Genomic DNA, 23,476 nt, shown 5'->3' on the forward strand with positions numbered 1-23,476 from the left:
ACACCAAGCTGAGGCTAAGGAAGGTAAACAAAAATGATTAAAAAATCAGGAGAAATCACGTTCAAAATTGTTGATAAGGAGTAAAAGTTATGTCACTAAACAAGAAAATGGCAGCTGAAATTAGAGCTGCTTACGCCAATTATGGTGATGATCCAGATAAGTGGCCGGAAAATGTTAAAAAAGAAATCCGCGGTCAAACTGAGGAAGGACACACGGCAGAAAACAAGATCCTACGCCACATGATTTTACACGGATTCACCAACAAATATATTTCACAAGAACGGTCCAGGACACCTCAATATATCCAGAAATTACGTGGCAGAATGCGAAGACGTGACGAATTGGATTACCAAGCCACACCAGATGAATTAACACAGCTAAAATATAACGTCAAACACATGAATCGGCCTAACAATCAAGGAGTCGCTAGCGTTATGGGCCGCGACAAAGATTGGGTGCGCTGCATGCGAGTGAAGCTACGGGAGGCAGAACAGTGAAGTACGGCGATAAGGTATGCTACCACCGACACCATCACGTTAAGCAACCGGCCACATGGCTATGCTGGATTACTCGTGGTGATAGGCGGTTAGCGATGGTAAAAGTTAAAGGCAGTCATAGGCATATCGAGGTGGCACCGAGTGATGTTGAGATTGGGAGGGCGAATGATGGTACCAAAATTCAGAGTGTGGGACGAAACGCAGCATAAAATGCTACAAGTCGACTGTATAGATTTTATAGATGGCAAGGCTTACTGGGTTGAAGCTAGTCCTGCTGATGGTAATGTGCAAGGTGGAAATGATGGCCCTATTGGAGACAATAGACTGCTTAAATTGGAGCAATATACCGGCCTGAAAGATGCCAATGGCGATGATATTTATGAAAATGATTTGGTGTCACTTGATCCAGATGATGCACCTTATCAAGTTATTTTCGATGAAGGCAAATTTGAATTGGATAACGATTATTTGGGGATTGTTTACGATTTAAGTGAAACACATATGGATTGCGATATTGTCGGCAATGTGCATACGAACCCAGAACTATTGGAGGCACAGCATGACACACGAACAGATTGAGTATCGCAATTACGTGCTGCAAGGCATGGCAAGCTATGGTGGCGATGTGGCACAGGCGTTAGTGTGGTGTGGCAACCACTTTAACAATCTTAGCAACAGCAAACGCAACGCGATTAACAAGCTGTCGGCGAAAGAACGCAACCAGGTTATCCATGAGCTGACGATGTTTATGTAGGAGGACGTATGGATAAAAAACGCGACGCAATGAACGGTAACCAACGTATGCTGCTTCACTATCTGGAATCATTGGTACCAGAGGGCGATGTATTGATGGGGCTAGCCGAGTTTCAATCAAAATTAAGTGATCACAGCGTGCCTAAGGAAGTTTACATTGCTTTGGGTATGCTGAGCAATGCTGAGTTTAATAACGTGCTACACGAGCTTACACGGCCATTTTAGATAGCAAAAAAGGGCTGACGCAACAGCCCTCACCCAATTCGTTCTTACTCAATGGTCAACAAATTAATTATACCATTGATAGGGGCTGAAAGGGTTGGCTGAATTAGATTTTGACAATATGAACATGGGAAGTCTCTTCCCAGAGGTAGATGTTGGAGCAACTTTGCAAAACGTGACACACTTTTTATCCGTAGTATTGCCTAAGATGGTTCGTATCAGTGGACAATCAATGAGCGACTTAAAATCACCTAGCTATGATGGAATGCCAAAATCTCAGCCATCAGGTAATGCGACAGATTCAAGAATTGTGCGGCGACTATATGCCGAAGAAGTCGTTAAACGGACAATCCAAGCAATTAAACACTGTGATAAAGATTGCCAGAATATCTTAGATGAACTATATCTACAAGAACTATCAGATACCATGTGCTTTATGGACTTAGGATTTTCTGAGTCCAGCTATTTCCACGTTTGGAAGCCAAAAGCACTATTACAGTTTGCCGATTGCTACATGCTTGATGATCTCCATATTTTTAAAAAAAGCAGTTTTGATGCAGTTTGAATGCAGTTTTTGTGCAGTCAGTCTGCAGGCACTAGCCATATTTAAGGGTTATTCTAGTATCATCGAAAGAATTAAGAAACACACGCATAGCTCAATAGCAGAGCAGACAGTAATTGCCTGACGCGGGTTCGAATCCCGCTGCGTGCATTGGCGAGCATTACAAATTGGGAGGCGACTCCCCTTCATTTAAACGCATGTTCAGCTCGCCAAACTCCTGCATAAAATTGGCCGGCCTGCATAACCGGTCTTTTGGACCTTTAACTCAGTCGGCTAGAGTAGACGGCTCATAACCGTTCGGTCGTAGGTTCGAATCCTACAAGGTCCATTGACCCTAAACAAATTTTTGCTTAACACTGGGCCATAAAAACTAATCTGAAAAGAGGTGAAAACTTCTCTCAGTTAGTTTGAAATTAGTCTGAGGAGCCGCCCTACCACAAACGGCTCCTTTTTTGTACATATATGAGGTGACTGAGATAAAGAGTTATTGAAGTGAGTAGCGTGCCATATACTCTTGAAAATAAAAACAGTAATATGGTATTCTGTTTTTCGAGGAGGAGATATCTTTGAATAAACTTGATGATAAGGATATTCGCGCGGTATTAAGAAAGATGGTTTCGGCGTACAAGAACGCGAGAGTCTTTGATGAATATACAACATATTCTGGAAAATCTAGAGCGGACTTAGTGGCAATAAATGGTCATGTCAATGCTTTTGAAATTAAAAGCGATTACGACTCGTTGAATAGATTAGAAAATCAAGTTAGAGAATATGACCTTAACTTTGAAAGAAATTGCATAGTTGCAGGCGAAAAGTATATAGAAGAAGTCTCCAAAATAGTGCCCGATCATTGGGGAATAATCATGGCAAGACGAAACAGAGAAAATAAAGTTAGCTTAAATTACAAAAGAGTGGCCAAGTTGAATCCCAATCTTGATTTTGTTTCATTTACTGGCCTATTAGAATCATCCAAATTGAGAAAAATAATTCTCGATAACAATTTTTATGCAAAAGCAGGACTAAATAGGGATGCGGTCAATGGTATGTTTAAATATGATCTGATTGCTTATCTAGATAGCAAACTTAGTAAATATCAAAAAAGCACTCTAAAGGGAGTTATTCGTGCCAAACTAAAAGAGGAGTAATACGCAATCGACCGTTGCATATTGCTCCTCTTCTAATTTACTCAGCGCACAAAACAATGTGATGCTCTATCCCTAAAGAGGCCCAGGTAGAAGGGTTGCCACGATTGGTGTCAGTTGAGTCGCGTAAATCGGCTATATATCTATCTGCCCAACAATGTGTTTTACTGAAGTTAGCAAAGTTAACTATTTCGTCACATACTTCTGAAAGATTATAGTTTCCCTTTCTTTGACCATTGCGAACTAAGATGTATCTGTCAGACGTTGTATATTTTATCTGAACATTAGATATAATTTTTTTATCGGTATAATCTATTTGTATTGGCGATACAGTTGTGTAGTCTCCAAAATTAATTTCTAAATTAGATAGTTCGAAATCTCTTGAACAATCTCTTGAAATAGATTTAAATAGTTCATAATCAAAACGGGGGCATTCATAATTTTCGGTAGATTTTGTTGGGATTATTGCAGGAATAGAACCACTTAAAATAAACACTCTTTTAGAAGCATGTTTAAAAATAGTAAGAAACGACGTAACAAGCTCTATATCTTCTTGTAGATAATTACTATCAACATATCCGAGATCTAAAATTATATTATTAGGTATTTGGGATATGTGAGATTTAAGCCAACTGAGAAAAAAAGGATTCTCAAGATAGTCTTTATTAACTTCAATATAATCAATTGAACCCATTTCAGATAACACGTCTTCTGATTCCAGCAACGATGCAGGAAAGGCAATTTCTATTTTATCAAATTCAGTATTGTCTGAAATCAGTTGGTGCAAATATTTAATGTCAGATCCCTCTAATTCACGGGTATCAATAAGAAATTTGCCATTATATTTAGATGATATTTTTGTTAAAACATCTTCAGTGGCTTCGTTTATTTGGAGCAACGGAAGAATGTTTTGAATATCATCTAGTTCGGCTTGTTGTAAAGCTCTCAGCTCGCCTTGTTTATTTTTTAGTGCTGGCATGTACATTAGTATCTCCTCCTTATATGTGTATTATCGTGTGATAATACATATTAAGCAAGGATTTGGTATCGCTTTCTTTTTAGCTGCTTGACTATCAAAAATACGGATATATCACGAGACAAGAAATAGAGATTGAGGATCGCCTAGATAAGTGAAGCGTCGTGCTAGATAGCATGGCGTTTTTATTTTGCCTAAAATAAAAAGACCAGCCAAAGCCAGTCTGCCAGTCTTTGGGTACCTAATCATCCATGTTTACGACAGTCACGTTGGCTTTAGCCTTACGTACAACATAGGCAGTTGTAGAACCTAAGACTAGACGTGAAAGAGCATCACGTCCTGTTTTACCAATAACAATTAAATCAATATCATATTCGTTAGGAATTGTTGTAGCAATTTGTTCCTTAACAGATCCAGAAGCTTGAATGGTCGTTGCATCAATGCCTAGATCCATTGCTTGATTCTTGGCGTGATTTAAAATAATGCTACTTTGTTTTTGAAAGTTAGAAACCAGGTCTTTAACTGCACTAGATGTGGTAGCTTGTGGATAGTTGAAGACACCATTCATGTCGATAACATGCGCTAGGATGAGTTTACTACCGCTTAACTTTGCCAATTCAATTGCATGTTTTAAAGCACGCTGAGAGTTCTCTGAACCATCTACAGGTACAAGGATATTTTTATACATAACCATTTGCCCCTTTATTAATAATTTATACAACTAAATTATATCACTATTACAGTAGGAGGTGGCCAGCATGGGCCAGATGGTAAATACAAAATTTGGCCTTGTCAGCCGCACAAAAATAGGCACCCCAGGGGGCGCCTATTTGGATTGATGAACTATTGACCAGGAATAGCAATGTAATCTGTATCGTCATCTGGTGATTGTTTCTTCCACACACCATTAATTAAAAATATTTCGCATTGGCTAATGATTTCCTTATTTTTATCTTTGGATATGAATTCGATAATCGATGTGCAACCTTTTTCACGTAGACAAAGCGGAATGTTGTCGATTACTTTTATTTCAGTTGTTAATTCTTCCATATAGAAAAAACCTCCCTTAATATTGAATAATTTATCATCATAAGAATACCACTTTTTATGATTTTATAAAGTATGTAGAGATGACGTAATTATGGATACCTGTGTTGCAAAGGAAAACTGATGGTGCAAATTTATGATGTTGCTTAGACCATTAGCAACATAATGATTTTTCTAAATAGATAGAAGGAGGGATGCCCAATGTGGCAACGAAGTGTTGAAGATTTGATAGTGGGACTTACGGCGCTTGCTGTGGGTATCCTGATAGGGTGGTTGGCCTGCTTATGGTAAAACACAACCAAACACCCATGTATTGGCAAAACGGCTCATATGCGTCTAAAACGGGCCATAAAATTGAACGCGATTTGGACCCGTGGGTCAGAGAGCAGTATGCAAAGCATCACTCGCAAAAGAGTGGTGCTTTTTCTGTTGAAGAAAGATTGGGAAAGGATGCCCAAAAGGTAAAAGCATCATCAGATGGAGACCAATAGTAATTACAAAACAACACGGATGTGGGGAGGTGGTGAGCACGGTTGTCAAGACTAAGAAATCCAGACCGGGACAAGGCTAAATCGATTTGGCTGGAATCCGGGAAACAGGAGCCGCTTAAAGATATTGCCGCAGAGCTGGGTGTGTCCGCTTCGACGGTCCGTAAGTGGAAATCGACGGACCATTGGGACGAGAACGCGAAAAGGAGCGCTCCGATTCAAACGGAGCGTTACGATTCACTCCACGAGAATCATAATGCAGTTGGTAACCATGGCGGGGCGCCGCCGCACAATCATAATGCGGTCACTCATGGCCTGTTCGCTAAGTGGCTCCCTGATGATACCAGCGATATTCTGCAGGTTGTGGAGCAACAATCGCCGGCAGATATTATCTGGCAAAACATCACGCTGCAGTACACGGCAATTATCAGGGCACAGCAAATTATGTACGTTAACGATCACAATGATCTAAGCGATGAGATTTCTGGTTCAGGCATGGGAACAACCTATGACGTGCAGTATGCATGGGACAAACAGGCTACTTTTATGGCGGCACAGTCCCGGGCAATGGGTACGCTGGGCAATTTGATCAAGCAGTTCGTAGCGATTGCTGATGAAAACGACATCCGCCGCAAGCGTATCACGTTGATGGAGGCCCAAGTTGACAAGGCTAAAGCAGAAGTTGCTCAGCTTAAGCGTGACAGCGACCGCGATAACCTACCACTACCGACATTCGTTGATGACGTACCGGAAGATGATGAAGAGATTGGAGGGAATGCCGATGGTAATGACAGCTAAGCAGCCGAAGATAAAGATTAAGTACCTGATTGGTCATGGCTACAATGAATTTTGGCGTGATCGGCACTTTTATCGAGTGGTCAAAGGTTCTCGTGGATCTAAGAAGTCTCGGACGACTGCACTGAACTTCATCTATAGGCTGATGAAGTACCCTTGGGCAAATCTCTTAGTTGTTCGCCGTTACTCCAATACTAATCACGATTCTACTTACACAGTTTTAAAATGGGCGATTAACCGACTTGGGGTTAGTCGCCTTTTCAAATGCAACGAAGGAAAACCAGAGATTACGTACCTACCTACCGGCCAGAAGATTATTTTCCGTGGACTAGATGATCCACTGAAGGTCACCTCAGTGGACGTGGATACGGGAATTCTCAGCTGGGCTTGGTTTGAAGAAGCCTACGAGATAGAGAACAGCGACAAGTTTGAAACCGTCGTTGAGTCAATCCGTGGGAGTTTAGATGATCCCTACGCTGAGCACCAGTACGTCCCAGCTGACGAGCTAATCAAGCGGGAGAAGTGGAAGAAGGAGTTCTTCAAGCAAATCACGCTAACCTTTAACCCTTGGTCGGAACGGCATTGGTTGAAACCAATGTTCTTTGACCCGGAGACACGTAAGCCAGATGTCTTTGCTCGAACGACTACCTTTAGGGTCAACGAGTGGCTTGATAAGCAAGATAGGCAAAGATACCTAGACTTGTATCGAACTAACCCTAGACGGGCTCAGATTGTCTGTGACGGCAAATGGGGAGTTGCTGAGGGACTTGTATTTGAAAACTGGGTTGTTGAAGACTTTGACGTCAATAAGGTAGTAGCAGAGTCGGATGGCGTGGGGCATGGAATGGACTTTGGGTTCACTCATGACCCCACGACCTTTGCTGAAGCTGCTATTAATCGTGAGACCAAGGATATCTGGATTTTTAAAGAGCTGTATCAGAAGGCCATGACGACACAGGACATCTTCGATTGGTTGGACGATAACCACTATCTGAAATCAGACATTGGCGCTGACTGCGCTGAACTCCGTTTGATTGATGAGTTACAGGCTAAAGGCGTGCGGCGTATGCATGCGTCGATTAAAGGCCCTGATTCAATCGACTATGGAATCAACTTCTTGCAGGGCTATCGAATCCATATCCTGCCTAGTTGTGTGCATGCGATTGAAGAGTTTAACACGTACGTTTTTGACCGTGATAAGGACGGAAACTGGTTGAATAAGCCGGTAGACGCCAATAATCACTTTATTGATGCACTTAGATACGGACTAGAAAAGTACATTATTCAATACGAATCACTAGAGAAGCGCTTCGGCGTTGTATAAGCAAGGAGGTGAGTGAATGAGCAAAGATATTGTGGGACTTGATGGTAACCCGTTGATTATGGACTTTATGCAGACCAAGCAGGCACCAACGACAGGAACACGACACCCAGACCCCTTCCGCATGCAGCAACCGGGGATAGGACACCATTTGGGCAACTACGAGTTGGAGCAACTGTATCGGGGTAATTCGATGGCCCGAAACATCGTGGACATTCCCGCTGAGGATATGACCCGTAATGGCTGGCATATCAAGATGGACGACAATGCCCTAGCAGCTAAGTATGAGGCACGATTAAATGAACTGAATGCTCAGAAACGATTCAAGGACCTTTACCGATACTCACGGCTTTACCGAGCGGGGTATATTGCTATCAGTACGACCGAGAGCTGGAATTATGGACTTGAGGACCCTTTGAACCCGGACAGACTGTTGCGAATCCCATTTCTTACGGCGTTTAGCTCCAAGAAGGTCAACGAGACCAAGTTCGATGATGACGTCTTCTCACCAACTTACGGGCAAGCTCTAAGTTATCAGATCAACAACGGAACCGCTGACGTGCAAGGGTCAAATTATTATGGGGTACAGCAGGTAGATAAGTCGCGTTTGCTTCGCCAACAAGAACTGCGGTTCGAAGATGAAACGGAAGGTGTCTCGCTATTGGAGACCATTTACGACATCTTAATGACGATGGATACAGGGCTCTACTCGGTTGGTGAGATTCTTTACGACTACGTTTTCAAAGTCTTCAAGTCTCCATCGGTTGACGACACGAGCCCCGATAAGCTGTTGCAGGTCGGGGCGGCTGCTTCGTCCAAGTTTAGAACTGAGTCCACCGCATTAATTAGTGACAAGGACGAGTTGACCAAGGAGTCAACCAACGTCGGTGGCATTGACAGCCTACTTGATTTCTTGTGGGAATACCTTAGCGGCGCGGCCCGCATGCCTAAGTCGGTTCTTAAAGGCCAAGAGGCCGGGACACTGACTGGGGCACAGTATGATGTGATGAACTACTATAGCCGCATTGCTTCGGACCAAGAGAACAAGATGCGACCACAGCTGGAATATTTGCTCAAATTGCTTATGCGAGCCAGTGATGAGTGCGGCGGATCGCTAGACCCCGACACCGTTAACTGGTCCATCGAATTTAACCCGCTATGGTCGGTTGATTCGCAAACCGATTCGCAGATTCGCTTAGCAAACGCTCAGGCCGACCAAATTTACATCCAGAACGGCGTACAAGGACCTGAAGAGGTTCGAGAGGCACGTTTTGGTTCCAGTGGCATGGACCCGGATGGTTCCGTTGATATGGACAGTATGAGTGATGACGAGCGCCGGGCGGTAGTTGAGGCTTATCGCAAAGAACATGGCGGTGATTAGCCATGAGAGTGCCACACACGCGTTATCCACTAAGAATTGAGAAATCATACGCACATACTGTCGGTAAGGCTGTAGGCCAAGTTGAGAGCACTACACTACTGTTGCTTAAGTCAGAGGTCAAGCCAGTAATTGACCGAGGAACTGTCAACGACTCGCTTTACAACGACGACATGATCGACTGGGTTGAATCCCTAATTGACCGGTTAAAGGAGCTGATTCTTGGTTCTTTTACAGATACTGACGCGAAGCAAATGGTTGAGCGGTTTATGTCGGCTATCAACACCAGTAATCGTGCCAACGTGTCGTCACAGATTCAGGCTCACGAGTTGGTGAAGCATGCAACGTTGCTTCCTAGTGGTAAGCCAGTAATCATGGCAATTAATCCAGTCGCAGGGGATGCGCAGCTTGACGGCTACGTCAAAGGTAAGATTGCCGAAAATGCCAGTTACATCAAGGGTATCCGCGATGATTATGCGACGAAGATTGAGCAGATTATCTACCGTGGCGTCACAAAGGGGCAGTCTTATGGTGAGATGGCGGAAGCAATCCGTCACCAAGGCAAGATGAGTCGCAATCGCGCCGCTTTCATTGCCCGGGACCAGTCCGGGACCATCTACAGTCAGATGACCCGTACTAGGCACCAATCAGCTGGAATTAACCACTTTCAATGGCGTGGAATGATGGACGAGCGTGAACGTGCCAGTCATGTGGCACGTGAAGGCATTATCTACAACTACGACACGGCTGACTTGCTACCCGGAGAAGATTATGGGTGCCGTTGTACTGGTGATCCGGTTTTTGATGACGAATTAGATGACTCAGAAGAATAACGAAACGAAGGGAGGTGAAAGTATGGCAGATACAAATTCATCTAGTGCCGCAAGTACGTCAAGCTCTGCAACACCTAGCTCTAAAATCGCTACTAGCATGTATGCTTCGAGTACGACACCAGCAGCACCAGCAACTGAGCCTAAGAGTACGGTCAAAACCGTGACCTTAAAAGAAGGCGACAAGCTATGGCGGGTTGCCACTGATGCTGGTATTTCACTGGACACACTTGTAAATATTAATGGCTTGAAGAACTACTCGGTTAAGCCCGGTAAGGTTCTGCAATTGCCATAGGAGGTGATTGCATGAAATTTTATGATCGTGCTGAGCTTGGCAAGTATACTGAAACGCCCGAAGGTTACTTACATGGGGAGTTTCCCATCACAAGACCGGGTGTTTTCCCATACTTACGCCCCAATGGTCAAAATGGGGATGGCTTGTCGATGGTGGCGAAGCTCCCTGATGAGGTTTTCTCAAAGGAAACCATCGAATCTGCCAACAATAAGCCATTGACTAATGACCACCCAAACGTGGGTGTCGATGTGCGGAACTTCAAGACATTATCTGTAGGGATGACCGACAGTGACGCCCACGTTGAGGACAATAAGCTGGTAGTTGGGGCGACCATTACAGACCCAGACATGATTGCTCAGGTTAAGTCGGGTAAGCGGGAACTTTCTATTGGCTTCAATGCCGATGTTCCCACGGAGTCCGGGGAGTACGGCGGAGCCCAGTATGACGCCGCTCAGCGCAATATCAAAATTAATCATATTGCTATCGTAGATAGAGGCCGCGCAGGTCATGGAATCTCAATCCATGACAGTGCGGCCTTTGTTATGGGCGATAGCGATACAAATACAGGAGGAAAACACATGGCGAATTTAATCATCGATAGCCAACAGTTCGAAGTGGACCAGCATGTTGCAGATGCCCACGACGACTTAAAGAAGCAAGTGGCCGCTAAAGAGGCTGAACTTGCAAAGCTAAAGAAGCAATTGAATGGGGCGAATGATGAAGCAGCAAGCTCTAAGAAGGAAGCCGACTCACTCAAGGGTGAACGGGATGCCTTGAAGACTCAGCTTAAGGATGCTCAAGATAAGCAACTTGACCAAGACACCTTAGACAAGCGCATTGACGCACGGCTTGCACTTCAGACTAGCGCAGCTCGTTTTGTTGGTGATAGCTTCGACTTCAAGGGGAAGACCGACCGGGAAGTTAAGGTAGCTGCTATCAAGACCACCAATGATTCCTTCGATGAGAAGGACAAGTCCGACGACTATATCAATGCATTCTACGATTCTGCGGTTTCCTTGGCAGATAAGAAAGGGTTCACTCACACGTTGGGTGGCCAAGGTGGGAATCAAAACGAAACTGACTCGGTAGATAAGCTCAAAGGCGACCGAGCCAACGCCTACAAGTAAAGGAGGGATAACTCATGGGATTAATTCCACGACCACAAATGTACATGGACCCCAACATTGGGTTGGGCAAGATTGCCGACATTCGGCATACAGAAGTTGACTCAGCGGTTGCTGCAGGAGTAGTAGCTGCCGGGGCCGCCGTTCAAATGAGTTCGGGGGCTGTTACGACCGTTAGTGATGGTAAGTTCTATGGCGTTGCAGTAGCCAAGGACTACGTCGATAACTTGGATGATTCACCACAAACGTCTAAGTACAAGGCTAAGCAAATGGTTCCTGTTTTGCGTAAGGGGACCATCAACGTTGCCATCACGGCCGATGTTACGGAAGGTCAACCAGCTGCTGTTGACGGAACGACTGGGAACTTCAAGCCAGCCGCAGGCGCTGACACGATTGTGGGGACGTTTAAGACGGCGGGTAAGTTTGTTGCCGACGACGCCACTGCGGGCTCAACGGCCCAACTTCAAATTAACTTGCCATAAGGAGGCGACAGTAGATGCCACAAGAATTAGCGATGATTGAAAATCGCGACTTAATCGCGATGGAAAAGACGGTGCTTAAGGCACCACAAGAAGAATTGATTGGTCGGTCACTGTTTCCGACAATTCCGGGGGTAAATCCCGGGGCAGAGACCTACGGGTACAGCCTGATGACCCGGCACGGTGCTGCCAAGGTTATTGCCAACGGGGCCGATGATTTGCCAATGGTCGACGAAGACGTTAAGCGATCTTATCAGCCAATCTACACCATTGCCGCTGGTATTCACTTCACGTATCAGGAAGTATTTGCCGCTCAAATGGCCGGACAACCGCTTCAAACGGATAAAGCTGAAACGGTCCGCCGGGCAATCTCTGAAAAGGAAAATGACATCATCTTCAACGGGGAATCAAAGGTTGGTATCACTGGTCTGACAAACCTTGAAGGTATTCAGGCAATGAACGCTGACAAGAAGTTTTCAGAATCTACTGGGGCAGAGATGCAAGAGACTTTGCGTAAGGCTAAGTCCTTAATCACTGTAATTCCAGGGTTCAATCAAGCACGGTTGAAGCTAGTCTTAGCACCAGCTCAGTATGAGTCCTTGAACTCACGCTACAGTGACTACGACTCTCGTACCATTCTGGAAGTCATCAAGGCCGCCGGCTGGTTTAATTCCATCGAAACAACCTCTGCTTTAGTTGGTAAGGGGTTGGATAACTCAGAATGTGCGATGATCTTTGATTCCACGGCACAGACTGGCGGTTTTTTGCTCCCTCGTGACGTCACGCAGTTCCCACAAGAAGCGCACTATCCTAACACGATTGTGCCTTATGATGAACGGACCGGTGGCCTGGTAATCAAGACGCCGTACGCCATCGTTAAGCTGTCAGGAATTTAAGGAGGACGCCATGTTAGTTAAAAATAAGGGTAAATTCATTCACAACGTTGGTGGGGTGCAACTGGTCCCCGGTTCTAACCAACTCACCAAGAAGCAATCCGAAGCATTCAACGCGGCTATCAAGTCGAACAAGTTGAATGCTTTTTTAATTGAAAAGGGCACCTTATCTGCTGTTGAAGGTAAAGGTGGCAAGGACGTGCAAAGCGTTACTGACATGACCCTTGACCAAGCGCTGCCTGAAATTGCTGACACCGTATCGGTTGAGACACTGACCAAGTGGTTAGCCGATGAACAACGCGGTGCCGGTCGTAAGAAGATGGTGGACACGTTGAAGGCTCGGATTGCTGAATTGAAGACCCCAGAAGATGAATAGAGGTGGTCTAAGTGGATGAAGCGGATAAGAGCACCATCCAGAATGTTCGATTGATTCGGTCGGATTTATCGAAGGTAAGCGATGATACTATTCAACTCGCGATTGATGACGCTTGGACCGAGGTTCAGAACCGCGGCTTCCCCGCACAGTATCAGGAGCAAGCATGCCGTTATCTAGCAGCAAGCCTGATCAGTCGTGAGGATGATCGTGTTTCTCTGAAGCAAGTTGGGGATTTGAAGAAGCAATATTTCAAGGGTGTCAACGCTTGGGCCGACCGGTACAAATACTTGTTGAGCCAGTTCGGTGATGGTGGCCCCCTCAGAATTGTGGTGATTTGATGGAAGATTTTGACAGAATCCCAGATGTCGAACGGGAGATGGCAGAGTTAAGTCATCTACAGTTGCAGGTTGGGATATTTGGTGATGACGGGTCGTTTATGCAAATGATTGCGTCTGCAAACGAATACGGTGCTGATATTGAGCCGAAGAATGGTAAATGGCTGACAATTCCCACCGAAAATGCACCCAAAGGAGCCAAGGCTCAAGACATTGAGGGCCTTTTTCGACCAAAGGACAAAAATATTCTTGCTGTCAGTGATGGTAAAGGTGGACTTATCCCGATGTTCTATCTGGCAAAGAAAGTTCATATCCCAGAGCGTTCCTTCATTCGGTCGACTTTTGATGAAAATGTTGATGATTGGGTTGAGTATCTTGTTGATCAAGTTATCGAGCTGGGGATGGGTGATAGCGGTATTACAGCTAGAAAAATCATGGAATCTTTAGGTAATCGCATTCAACGGAGTATCGTGCAAAAAATACGCTCCATTGAATCACCTGCCAATTCCCCCATAACTATTGCTCGTAAAGGTTCTAACTCACCACTGGAAGATACAGGTCATCTTATTGATGCTGTGAGATATAAGGTGGTGAACGTCTGATGTATGAAGAGTTTGCCGACATGCTAGTGGAATTTGGAATCCCACTGCTAGTGTATCTACCTGCCAATGGCGAGGGTGGTCACTTAGAGCATGGAACTTGGGTTAAGGACCCTGAATCGCCACCAGTTGAGGTCAGTGAGCCACTGGTGGTGCCATCCAAGACATCACTGTACAGCATGGAGGTTCAGCATAACGCGGGTGGGGAGACGCAATCTTACGATGCTGTTTGGTATTCAACGATGGAGGCCGCTAAGGGAACAGTTGTTGAAAATAAGCGGACCGGTCGAAAATACGTTGTTGACCACGAGCGGGATTATACGGATTACTCTGACGTGCACGAGTACGACCTGAAGGGGGCAAGTAACCATGACTGACGGTTCTTTTGAGTATGGAGAACTAGCCGACGTTCTAATAGATGAAGTTAAGTCTTTAGTGGGATGTGACCTAGTTGAACAGGATTTTTCTGGGCCGCAACGCGCTTACCCTTTCTTCACTTATAAGATCACTACGCCTTACATCAAGGACATGGAGCAAATGAATAACGGCGAGATGTTCGATTTGACGGTCTCAATGACTTGCTGTAGTGACAACAGCATTAAGGCTCAATACCTCGCTATGAAGCTCTTTAAGAATCTCAAATCTGATAACGTGCGTCGCAAACTTCGAACGGATCACGATATCGTCATTGCCGATGTTGATTCTTTCGACAACCGAAGCGTTTTTCAGTCCGTCAATTATGAACGGCGCGTTGGGTTTGATTTACACCTTCGAGTAGTGGATGGCTTCCATGAAGATATTCCAACCATCGATAAGATTAACTTAGACAATACAAATTAAGGAGGTAGCTAAATGACTGTAGCTACGAAGATTGGTGACATCACTGTTACGATCGATGTCAACCACCCGGTAATCCCTGTTGGGTTAGGGGTCCCGGGTCTTTTTATTAAGGGAGATGCCCAGAATGATCAAGTTTATTCAAGTCTGGACGCCTTAGAAATTGATTACGCAGAAGGCACTGATATCTACAAGGTAGCAGCTGCTTACTACGCACAACCGAACGCGGGGACCACTATCGAAGTGATCACCTACACAGAATCTACAACCGACACGGAAACCAAGGCAACAACGGGTGGAATTTCCGCCGCCGCTGCGGCTTACTTCTTTAGCGTTTGGCATTTTGCCGTTGTTATCGGTGACAATGACGCGGATCAGCTGGAACTTAGCAACTACATCGAAGAACAGAACTTTAAGTTCTTAGTTGCGGAGTTCCCCACGCCTGACGCAGCGAAGGCTTACACCAATAAGCGGACCATTAACCTCATTCATAAGGCCACGACGGATAACTTTCCAGTGGCCTTTTTAGGTCGAGTAGCTAACCAGACGGTCGGTTCCGTGACGTGGAAAGGCAAGGGCGATTTAGTAGGTGTTGAAACTGACGACTTATCTTATCCCGAGTATGCAGCAATTGAGGCGGCTCATGGTATTTGCTATGTAGTCAAGGGGACTAAGGCCGTTAGCTCTAATGGCTGGACAGCTTCCGGAGACTGGATCGATGTTCTGCATGGTAGTGATTGGGTCAAGGTCAATATTGAGTCAGCACTCCAAGACTTGTTGAACACGCAAGATAAGATCACTTTCGATGATCTTGGATTTGCTCAACTTCAAGCAGTTGTTGAGAAGGTTCTCTCTACAGCCTATGCCAACGGGATTATTGCTTACAATGCCACAACTAAGGCAGCGGACTATTCAGTTACGGCTGATAAGTATGCCGACCTGTCTGTTGAGGACATCAAGAATCGTCAATACAACGGGATTCACTGGTCTTACACGCCTGCGGATGCTGTGCATGGCATGAAGGTCGGCGGGACTCTCGATTTTCCATACTAAAGGGGTGATAAATAATGGCTAAATGGAATTACGATGCAACTGATGTCAAGGTCATTGCTGATAATGAACCGATGTACGGGTATCAGCCCGGCGATATGGTCTCCGGTGAACGAGCCAACAACACCGAAGATTATGATGTTGATGCTCAAGGCTGGGGTGTTTTTAGTACAAATAATGATATTCATGGAACTATCACGATTAACTTGTCTGCTGGTTCACCAGCAAACCTTAAGTTGATGGCTCTCGCTAATGCTCATAAAGAATTTACGTTGAGTGTTACGACGCCACACGAACGGGTTTACTCGAATCAGGCCAAAATCCAAAAGGTACCATCATTTGGTGCGGGGACCAAGACCGGCGTTAAAGCATGGGTAATCTTGTGCATTGACTACAACGATGAAATGAACGAATAAAACTAGACGCTTAGGGTTCGACTCCCTGAGCGTTTTTTGTACCAAAAATTTATATAAAGGGTGATTACAAATGACTGTAGCAAAGAAAACTGTATCGCAAGACACTAAGGCAACTAGTGAGGTTGCGAAGGCGCGGCAAAAGCGTGATGAAGTGGAACGGATGCCGCTTAAGCGAATGGGTAAGACTGAAACCATCACGGTTGATGATTACGATGGCCCCAAAGACTACACGTTCTTTTTCCCTGGTTTAAAGAAGGCCCATAACCTCGTAGACTTTGCGCGCCTGGGGAACGGAGTTATTGATAATACCACGTACAATGAAGGCCTTATGAAAACGGTAATTGTGGAACCTAAGACGGATTGGGATTACTGGGACGAACATGACGGCTATGGTGAGGTCATGGACGAAGCTGATCGGTTTCTTGGCAAATGGTTGCAAAAGTAATCGAAAAGGAATGCAATTGGAGCTTGCCTATCGGAATAATCGGCAGTATGAGTGGCCGGTTGAGATGGGGATTGCTACGCGCGAAGAGGTTGAGTTGGCGACCTTTGATGAACTAGAAATGTTTAACTATCAAGCCGATAAAAAATTTGAGTTGATGCAAGGAATGGACCCAGAAGAATAGCGAGGTAAAAAAGTATGGCAATCAAGCACACGACAATCGATATCGACTGGAAAGTGGATGATAGTGGACTACGGTCTGCGGAAGGTAGCGTCAAAACACTAGAAACGGCAACTAAGTCGGCAACAACGGCAAGTGCCAGTTTCTCAGCCAGTCAACGAGCTTCAGCAGCTGCTCAGCGAGAGTCTACATCAGCTACCAAGTCTTATACCGAGGCCCAACGCAATTCTGGACGACAGGATCGAGAGTCTGCGCAAGATAGGGCCAAGCTTAAAGAGCAGGTCAAGGAATACGAGACGGCTCTTAAATCCTCTCAACGTACTATTGAGCTAACCAAAAAGGCTGACGCTTCCTATACGGAGATGCTGAAGGTCCAAGGTCATGCACATGCTGCCAACAGTGACCATATTCGATCACTGCGCGGTACATACGCGAGCCTACAGACTCAGTACGGCAAAGAGGTAACTCAGCTTCAGCGTGTAAAGACAGCTAGTGGCTCAACTTCAGAGGCCTATCAGGCACAGCGAAAGCGTGTTAATGATCTGGGCCTACAGATGGCTAAGACTTCTAACGAACTCAACGGATTCAATCGGGCACAGAAGTCCATGAAGACGGCGTCTGAGTCTGCTAACCGTGTTTATGATAAGACCAAGGCATTGAGTCTAGGTGTCGGTGCAGCGTTTGTCTATGGAGCTAAGAAGGCCATTGAGCTTCAGCATGAGTATAAGGTCACCAATAACTTGCTGACGACCGGCGGTGAGAGTGCCAGAACTTCACTTAAGGCCACTAAGCAAATGCAGGCTGATGGTGCTAAATACTCTATCCAGTATGGCAAGTCCCAAAAGTCAATTGCTGAGGGGTATCAAGAGCTAACCAAGCGTGGTTACACCTCTGAGCAGTCTCTTGGTTCTATGAAGTCCATGCTAAAGGCATCTGTAGCTTCTGGGGACAGTTTCTCAGACGTTGTGCATGATTCAACAGCAGCCTTAGAGTCCTTTGGGATGCGGGCAAATTCAACTTCTGGCATGATCCGAAACACTAAAAAGGTCACCAATGAGATGGCATATGCCGCCGATTTGACGGCTACGGACTTCCATTCGATGGGGATCGCTCTTAGTTATTCTGGTGTCAGCGCTAAGCAAGCTGGATTAAGTCTGTCCGAAACTGCCAGTGCAATCGGTATTTTATCTAACAATGGTCTTGAAGCTGATAAAGCTGGGACTGGGTTACGTAAGACGCTGACCAGTTTACAGTCGCCTTCAAAAGCAGCACAAGGTGCGCTTGATAAATTAGGACTTTCAACCAAAGATTTCACCAAGAAAAATGGTGATATGAAGTCTATGGCTGACACTTTTAGCCTAATTCAAAAGCATAGTGCCAAGCTAGGAGCAACGGAAAAAGCTTCCGTATTTCATAATCTGTTTGGGGCAACAGGGCAACAAGCTGGAGCCATCTTAGCTGAGAATGCTGATCAGCTTGGCAAGTTAAACGAGAAGGTCAAGGATTCAGCTAAGAATGACTATACCGGCAAACTGTCGGCCAAAAACATGCAGTCTGCTCAGAACCAAATCAACAAATTTAAGCAGGCTGCGTCAGGATTAGCTATCACTTTTGCACAAACGGTCCTTCCATCGATTACTAAGCTGGCAATTGGTATGGGTGGCTTGCTGGAGAAGTTCGGCAAACTCGATAAGTCACAAAAGACCATGCTGACGTGGACTGCCATAACGGTTGCTGCATTGGCACCGGCAGCGAAAGTTGTTAGTGTTATCACAACGCTAGGTAGCGCGGCTATCAAGACGGCCAAACTCATTAAAGGATTGGCTGTATCTCAAGATGTATTAGCTGCGTCCTCAACAGCATTGGCAGAATCCGAAGGAGCGGCTAGTGCCGCAAGCTCGGTCTCTTCGGCAACTACCGGCAAAGTTGGGAAACTATCTGCTTCTAGTTTAGTCTCTAAACTTGCTTATGCTGGTATTGGTTTAAGTGTTGGTAGCGATGTTGTTAAAGCAATTCATTCTGGTGTTGATAGCAAGCAAGGCGGCAAGGAGTTATGGCACGGCGCTGGTTCCGCAGTCGGCGGTGGAGTTGCGGCCGCTCTAAGTGGTGGAAATCCACTTGTTGCCACAATTGGTGCAGCTGTTGGTGGGGCCATAGGCAATGCAATTGCTGATAGTCCCATTGTTAAACAAGTAAATAAGACAGAACACAAAAATATTCATAGTTACGATGCCAGCGCTAAAAAGAGTGGCTCAGCGAGTCACCAAACGCTACGAACTAATCCTTACGGTTCCGGTGCTGGTAATGATATTTCTGGCTTATCTGTGGGTAGTTTTAAGAAAAAGGACACAAAAAGTCCGTACGATAAATTACCTAGTTACGCTAAGAAAGCCATGGCTGATGTTAGCCAGACATTCAACCAAGGTCGCGCCCGATTAATTCAGGCAACTGAATCTGGGAGTAAGTCAGAGTCCAAGTCCCTACTAGCTCAAAATGCTAAGACCTACTCAGGGCTTAGCAAGAGCGTTAAGGAATATGGCCGTACTCGTGTTCGCGAATCTGCTAGTAGCTTAGACACACTCGTGAAAAACGGGTTAATGACTAAGAAACAAGAGAAGTCGATTCTTGATAGCGAGAAAAAGTCCAATTCAAAGCGCGAAGCTTCAGCAAAAAAGGCCATATCCGAAGTTACGAAATCTGAGGCTAACGGTGGTAAGGGTCGTCAAAGGGCCGTTGCCAACGCTAATGCCAAAATTGCTTCACTGATGTCTCAAGGCAGTGCTAAGCAGAAGGTTATTCTGGGAAAGCTCAGCGACAGTACCAAAAAACTGTCTGCTAAGCAGGGAGCTGCAGTAGTTCAATCATCGTACAAGGCCATGCGGAGTACGATAAAAAATGCTAACACCACCTATACCAAGTCTAAATCGGCAGCAGATAAGAAGTACAAAGCCGTTATGTCGGCGGCCGATCATGAACGGTATGTCACGGGGACCCTATCTAAGAAGCAGTATGAGGCTATCAAGGAAAAGGCCGAAAAAACACGTGACAAATCAGTTGGTGCTGCCAAAGATCGTCGTGATAAGACTGTTGCTGCCGCACAGGATGAGCACGAGAAGGTCGTTCGCGAAGCACGTGCTCAGACCAAAGGACACTTGAAACAAGTTGACCAAGAGACCGGACAGGCTGTTGGGCTATTTCAGTCAATGGTGGACAGTATTAATTCAATTCTCACGGGAATTAAATGGCCTGATATGGACCATCTAACATCCAATGAGATTGACAAGGTAAGTAAGAGTACCGCCAAAGGTGCAGCAGCACAGAATAAGACACTTAGAAATATGGATGCCGGGAAGAAACATCCGGCAGCTACCAAGTCTAAGGCTACTTTCCGTACTGCGCCTAAGCTTAATACCGGCTTTGCTGTTGGTGGATCAATCCGTAAGACCGGTATGGCAATGGTTGGGGAAAATGGCTCCGAGGTCTTACAACGCGGGAAGCAATTCAGCGTTGTGGGTGCTAAGGGTGCGCAACTTCTACAGGTACGGTCAGGTGATCGTATCTACAACCACGCAGATGTTACCAAGATGGTGCGAGGTTCCTTTGGACAACGACTCCCTAACTTTGCTGCTGGCACGACCCAGTTAACTAGCTTTGCAGCCGGTAGTTGGTCCACTATGCCGGGACTGAGCAAGAAGACCTCTAAGGACTCAATTTCGGAATCTAAAAAGATGTCGAAATCAGTCACCAAGAACTATGGTGACATGTCTAAGAAGTCTGCTTCATCGCTGAAACGGCTCAACAAGAAGAACGCCTCATTGTGGCATGATACTCGCACTGATGCGGAATCTGAGACCACGAAACTGCATAAGCAGGCGGTCAAGAAGTTTGACGACGTCAAAGATGATACGGTTGCCTCACTGAAGTCAATGCACAAGCAGTTTAACAGCGTCACAACGGACCTAGTTAGCGATTTTGGGTCCATTTTTGGCAAGTTAAAAGGCCAAGCCCATGACGGAATGGCCGGTGCAATTTCATCAATGAATTCGGGTATCAGTAGCATTGATACCACATTGGCACAGTTTGGTGGGAACAAGTCTGTTTTGAAGCCAATTCACTATGCAACTGGGTCTAAGGGTCCAATCGCTAGTGATCAATTGGCTGTCCTTAACGACGCAACGAGTGGCCCTCGACAAGAACTAGTGGCCCGTGGCAGTCAACTTTTGAAGCCTATTGGTAAGGATGTCATTACGCCCCTGAAAAAGGGTGATGAAGTCTTCAACGGATCACAGGTTGAGAATGCTAAACCATACCTACCACACTTCAAGAAGGGGACTGGTGCGTCTGATGACAAGCTGATCAGTCTGGCTTCTAAGAATCATAAGAACCCAGACGCTGCTTGGAAACGTGACTTTGATGACAAGACGACTAAGTCTAAGGGGTCTGACCTGAAACGTGGGTTGGCCACTACGGCCAAGGGGGCAACGGATTCTGTTGGCCCTAATTGGTACAAGGCTGGTTGGAATGTCATCAATGATGCAATTAATGGTGGCAGTGGAGCTGGTGGCAACTGGGCCCACTCACCTGGTCTCACTAAGAAGGATGGGTTTGGAACCTCTCGTGCCCAGTACTATGGTGCTGGTGCCGCTCATGATGGTGTTGATTTCAGTGGACCATTGGGATCAGCTATCAGAGCCATTCATGGTGGAACTGTTTCGAGAATTGGTGGCGTTGGAATTCCTGACTTAGGTAAGGTCATCATTGTTAAAAGTGATGATGGCTTTCAAGAAATTTATCAGGAATTCGGTGGCATGGGTAATATTAAAGTTGGCATTGGTGACACGATAAAAACGGGACAGCGTATTGCGACGCTAGGAAAGCTGGTCGGTACAGGCTCTGGTTCTCACGTTCATATCGGTGTTACTAAAGGAAATCCGCTGAAGAAGAACATGCTGTCTACTAGTGGCTGGTACGATGTCACCAAGATGCATGGCAAGAGCTCTGGTGTGGAGAAGAGTAAGTCTAAGGATGCTGGCGTTGAAAAGCTCTTCAAGCAAGAGATTGGCAAGTCAGCGTTAGCTTGGATTTCTAAGAACCTTCAAAATGACTCAGCCGGTGGTTCTATAGGCAACCCCGGAGGATCTGGCGTTGGTCGCTGGAAGTCTGCGGTTGTTAAGGCTCTAAAGGCTAATCATTTTTCTGCTAGCGATTCTCAAATTTCAGCTTGGTTGCAGGTTATCAAACGTGAATCTGGTGGTAACCCTAAAGCTAAGCAGCCTGGAAGAGACCCAGACGGTGATGGTTCTGGGCCAGCCTTAGGACTTGTCCAAACTAAGCGAATGACCTTTAATGGGGCCAAATTTAAAGGACACGACGATATCTTTAATGGGTATGATGATCTGCTTGCAGGGATTCGCTATGCTGCACGGAGATATGGTCGTGGATCTTCAATGTTTTCTCGTGTCGCCGCAAGAGGCTATGCCAAAGGCGGACGTCCAAAGGTTGGTGAATGGTCAATTGTTGGTGAGAAGGGGCCAGAACTCTTCAAGCCAGACTCAGCCGGGACCATTTATCCACACGAGAAATCGAAGCAGATTGCAAACCAATCCATTCCTTCAAATTCACGACACAGTAGTAAACCCAAGATTGATTTTCACCCAACGATTAACATCAACATCAAGGGTGACGCTGGTGGCAATGTTACAAAACAACAAATTTTGAAGTGGGTCAAGGAAGCGATGGGCGAAAGCTTTGAACAGCTACAAGACCTGTTAGGAGGAGCTTAATGGTAAAACCTGTATACAAGCGAACTCGGGATGGGACTTCCGAGTTTTTTGGTGCATATATGCACGAATACGGAAAGAATAAAGTGTCTCAACGAATCGGCATTCACGCTAAGACTGAGGATGATGATTCTGCTTCAGAGGTAACTCAGTATGCGATTGAGAAGGGCGAACCTATCACTGATCATTCGCGGCCAACAAGTAAGACAATCACCCTTTCAATCTTGATTCAAGAAGATACGATGGCTAAGGCCAATAAGGTTTGGTCCAAGTTGAATAAGTGGCGGTTCGATGGCACACAAGTGGTTTTTAAGGGTGCTGTTGTCTACTACAAACACCTTCAAATTGAGGACTTAACCCGTCATGGCGAAAAGTACACTTCGACAATTGAAGCAACAATGAGCTTGAAGTTTGTACATTTTGCTAAGACTTCCCGAATCAAAAAGAAGGGTAAAAAAAGTAACGGTAATAAGAAACCTACTGGTAGTACCAAGTCTGCTCAGACTAAGGGCACTTATCGTAAGACTAAGGCCGGTGATACTTACTGGGGTTTCCATCAGAGCTTTGGGACGTCAATTGCAACGTTGCGTAAGTGGAACAAGTACCCGGATCGCAAGATACCAATTGGCGTCCGGATTAGGGTTAAGTGAGGTGAGTG

At 45.5% G+C, this 23,476-nt stretch carries 29 protein-coding genes and 2 tRNA genes; 28 read left to right on the forward strand and 3 right to left on the reverse strand.

Going from position 1 to position 23,476, the window contains the following annotated elements:
* Positions 1-89 precede the first annotated feature (89 nt).
* From EKM84_RS12615 to EKM84_RS12650, 8 genes are all read left to right on the forward strand, one after another.
* Complete coding sequence (locus tag EKM84_RS12615) at positions 90-497, forward strand: hypothetical protein (protein WP_125766071.1); 408 nt, start codon at positions 90-92, stop codon at positions 495-497.
* A 168-nt stretch (positions 498-665) separates the two neighbouring features.
* Positions 666-1,076 carry a YopX family protein gene (locus tag EKM84_RS12620; RefSeq protein WP_225418203.1) on the forward strand — a complete coding sequence of 137 codons (411 nt, stop codon included), beginning with the start codon at positions 666-668 and terminating at the stop codon, positions 1,074-1,076.
* Positions 1,057-1,251, forward strand: coding sequence for a hypothetical protein (locus tag EKM84_RS12625; RefSeq protein WP_125766073.1), 195 nt, complete (start codon positions 1,057-1,059; stop codon positions 1,249-1,251). The genes EKM84_RS12620 and EKM84_RS12625 overlap by 20 nt, the downstream gene beginning before the upstream one ends.
* Positions 1,252-1,259: 8 nt before the next feature.
* Positions 1,260-1,475, forward strand: a complete 216-nt coding sequence (locus EKM84_RS12630) for a hypothetical protein (protein WP_125766074.1) — start codon at positions 1,260-1,262, stop codon at positions 1,473-1,475.
* A 94-nt stretch (positions 1,476-1,569) separates the two neighbouring features.
* Positions 1,570-2,037 carry an ArpU family phage packaging/lysis transcriptional regulator gene (locus EKM84_RS12635; RefSeq protein WP_097545830.1) on the forward strand — a complete coding sequence of 156 codons (468 nt, stop codon included), beginning with the start codon at positions 1,570-1,572 and terminating at the stop codon, positions 2,035-2,037.
* A gap of 81 nt (positions 2,038-2,118) precedes the next feature.
* Positions 2,119-2,184 (forward strand) — tRNA-OTHER (locus EKM84_RS12640).
* A gap of 104 nt (positions 2,185-2,288) precedes the next feature.
* Positions 2,289-2,362 (forward strand) — tRNA-Ile (locus EKM84_RS12645).
* A gap of 238 nt (positions 2,363-2,600) precedes the next feature.
* Complete coding sequence (locus EKM84_RS12650) at positions 2,601-3,179, forward strand: sce7726 family protein (RefSeq protein ID WP_125766075.1); 579 nt, start codon at positions 2,601-2,603, stop codon at positions 3,177-3,179.
* Positions 3,180-3,216: 37 nt separating this feature from the next.
* Here the strand turns inward: EKM84_RS12650 and EKM84_RS12655 are convergent, their stop codons facing one another.
* The 3 genes from EKM84_RS12655 to EKM84_RS12665 all read right to left on the reverse strand — a co-directional run bounded on the left by EKM84_RS12655 (position 3,217) and on the right by EKM84_RS12665 (position 5,202).
* Positions 3,217-4,161, reverse strand: coding sequence for a beta family protein (locus EKM84_RS12655; RefSeq protein WP_015474111.1), 945 nt, complete (start codon positions 4,159-4,161; stop codon positions 3,217-3,219).
* A gap of 232 nt (positions 4,162-4,393) precedes the next feature.
* Entirely contained in the window at positions 4,394-4,840 is a 447-nt protein-coding gene (locus tag EKM84_RS12660; RefSeq protein ID WP_069360247.1) for a universal stress protein, read from the reverse strand.
* Between the two features lie 155 nt (positions 4,841-4,995).
* The gene (locus EKM84_RS12665) at positions 4,996-5,202 is read right to left on the reverse strand and encodes a hypothetical protein (RefSeq protein WP_086231924.1); all 207 of its coding nucleotides are present in this window, start codon (positions 5,200-5,202) and stop codon (positions 4,996-4,998) included.
* 281 nt (positions 5,203-5,483) lie between these two features.
* Between EKM84_RS12665 and EKM84_RS12670 the strand changes: the two genes are divergently transcribed.
* From EKM84_RS12670 to EKM84_RS12760, 20 genes are all read left to right on the forward strand, one after another.
* On the forward strand, positions 5,484-5,690 hold the full coding sequence (locus EKM84_RS12670) for a hypothetical protein (RefSeq protein WP_125766076.1): 207 nt from the start codon (positions 5,484-5,486) through the stop codon (positions 5,688-5,690).
* A 42-nt stretch (positions 5,691-5,732) separates the two neighbouring features.
* Positions 5,733-6,485, forward strand: coding sequence for a phage terminase small subunit (terS, locus tag EKM84_RS12675; RefSeq protein WP_125766077.1), 753 nt, complete (start codon positions 5,733-5,735; stop codon positions 6,483-6,485).
* Entirely contained in the window at positions 6,469-7,806 is a 1,338-nt protein-coding gene (locus EKM84_RS12680) for a PBSX family phage terminase large subunit (RefSeq protein ID WP_225418204.1), read from the forward strand. The genes terS and EKM84_RS12680 overlap by 17 nt, the downstream gene beginning before the upstream one ends.
* A gap of 16 nt (positions 7,807-7,822) precedes the next feature.
* A complete protein-coding gene (locus EKM84_RS12685; protein ID WP_125766078.1) occupies positions 7,823-9,184 on the forward strand; it encodes an anti-CBASS protein Acb1 family protein in 1,362 nt (453 codons plus the stop codon).
* Positions 9,185-9,186: 2 nt separating this feature from the next.
* The gene (locus EKM84_RS12690; RefSeq protein ID WP_125766079.1) at positions 9,187-10,014 is read left to right on the forward strand and encodes a phage head morphogenesis protein; all 828 of its coding nucleotides are present in this window, start codon (positions 9,187-9,189) and stop codon (positions 10,012-10,014) included.
* 22 nt (positions 10,015-10,036) lie between these two features.
* Positions 10,037-10,306 carry a LysM peptidoglycan-binding domain-containing protein gene (locus EKM84_RS12695; RefSeq protein WP_164511403.1) on the forward strand — a complete coding sequence of 90 codons (270 nt, stop codon included), beginning with the start codon at positions 10,037-10,039 and terminating at the stop codon, positions 10,304-10,306.
* Between the two features lie 11 nt (positions 10,307-10,317).
* Positions 10,318-11,433, forward strand: a complete 1,116-nt coding sequence (locus tag EKM84_RS12700; protein ID WP_125766081.1) for a DUF2213 domain-containing protein — start codon at positions 10,318-10,320, stop codon at positions 11,431-11,433.
* A 14-nt stretch (positions 11,434-11,447) separates the two neighbouring features.
* Positions 11,448-11,912, forward strand: coding sequence for a structural cement protein Gp24 (locus tag EKM84_RS12705; RefSeq protein WP_042750533.1), 465 nt, complete (start codon positions 11,448-11,450; stop codon positions 11,910-11,912).
* A 14-nt stretch (positions 11,913-11,926) separates the two neighbouring features.
* Complete coding sequence (locus EKM84_RS12710; RefSeq protein WP_125766082.1) at positions 11,927-12,805, forward strand: DUF2184 domain-containing protein; 879 nt, start codon at positions 11,927-11,929, stop codon at positions 12,803-12,805.
* 10 nt (positions 12,806-12,815) lie between these two features.
* On the forward strand, positions 12,816-13,178 hold the full coding sequence (locus tag EKM84_RS12715; protein WP_015474101.1) for a hypothetical protein: 363 nt from the start codon (positions 12,816-12,818) through the stop codon (positions 13,176-13,178).
* An 11-nt stretch (positions 13,179-13,189) separates the two neighbouring features.
* Entirely contained in the window at positions 13,190-13,516 is a 327-nt protein-coding gene (locus EKM84_RS12720) for a DUF4054 domain-containing protein (RefSeq protein WP_125766083.1), read from the forward strand.
* Entirely contained in the window at positions 13,516-14,115 is a 600-nt protein-coding gene (locus EKM84_RS12725; protein WP_225418205.1) for a hypothetical protein, read from the forward strand. The genes EKM84_RS12720 and EKM84_RS12725 overlap by 1 nt, the downstream gene beginning before the upstream one ends.
* Positions 14,115-14,489 carry a hypothetical protein gene (locus tag EKM84_RS12730; RefSeq protein ID WP_125766085.1) on the forward strand — a complete coding sequence of 125 codons (375 nt, stop codon included), beginning with the start codon at positions 14,115-14,117 and terminating at the stop codon, positions 14,487-14,489. The genes EKM84_RS12725 and EKM84_RS12730 overlap by 1 nt, the downstream gene beginning before the upstream one ends.
* On the forward strand, positions 14,482-14,952 hold the full coding sequence (locus EKM84_RS12735; protein ID WP_125766086.1) for a phage neck terminator protein: 471 nt from the start codon (positions 14,482-14,484) through the stop codon (positions 14,950-14,952). The genes EKM84_RS12730 and EKM84_RS12735 overlap by 8 nt, the downstream gene beginning before the upstream one ends.
* Positions 14,953-14,964: 12 nt before the next feature.
* On the forward strand, positions 14,965-16,002 hold the full coding sequence (locus EKM84_RS12740; RefSeq protein WP_125766087.1) for a DUF3383 family protein: 1,038 nt from the start codon (positions 14,965-14,967) through the stop codon (positions 16,000-16,002).
* A 14-nt stretch (positions 16,003-16,016) separates the two neighbouring features.
* A complete protein-coding gene (locus EKM84_RS12745; RefSeq protein ID WP_087612853.1) occupies positions 16,017-16,415 on the forward strand; it encodes a hypothetical protein in 399 nt (132 codons plus the stop codon).
* Positions 16,416-16,485: 70 nt separating this feature from the next.
* A complete protein-coding gene (locus EKM84_RS12750) occupies positions 16,486-16,860 on the forward strand; it encodes a hypothetical protein (RefSeq protein WP_125766088.1) in 375 nt (124 codons plus the stop codon).
* 16 nt (positions 16,861-16,876) lie between these two features.
* A complete protein-coding gene (locus EKM84_RS14240) occupies positions 16,877-17,041 on the forward strand; it encodes a hypothetical protein (RefSeq protein ID WP_164511404.1) in 165 nt (54 codons plus the stop codon).
* Positions 17,042-17,055: 14 nt separating this feature from the next.
* Positions 17,056-22,821 (forward strand): phage tail tape measure protein, encoded by a 5,766-nt coding sequence (locus EKM84_RS12755; protein ID WP_125766089.1) that lies wholly within the window; start codon positions 17,056-17,058, stop codon positions 22,819-22,821.
* A complete protein-coding gene (locus EKM84_RS12760; protein WP_125766090.1) occupies positions 22,821-23,468 on the forward strand; it encodes a LysM peptidoglycan-binding domain-containing protein in 648 nt (215 codons plus the stop codon). Before EKM84_RS12755 ends, EKM84_RS12760 begins: the two co-directional genes overlap by 1 nt.
* Positions 23,469-23,476 lie beyond the last annotated feature (8 nt).

Source organism: Levilactobacillus mulengensis (assembly GCF_003946045.1).
GTDB classification, from domain to species: Bacteria; Bacillota; Bacilli; order Lactobacillales; family Lactobacillaceae; genus Levilactobacillus; species Levilactobacillus mulengensis.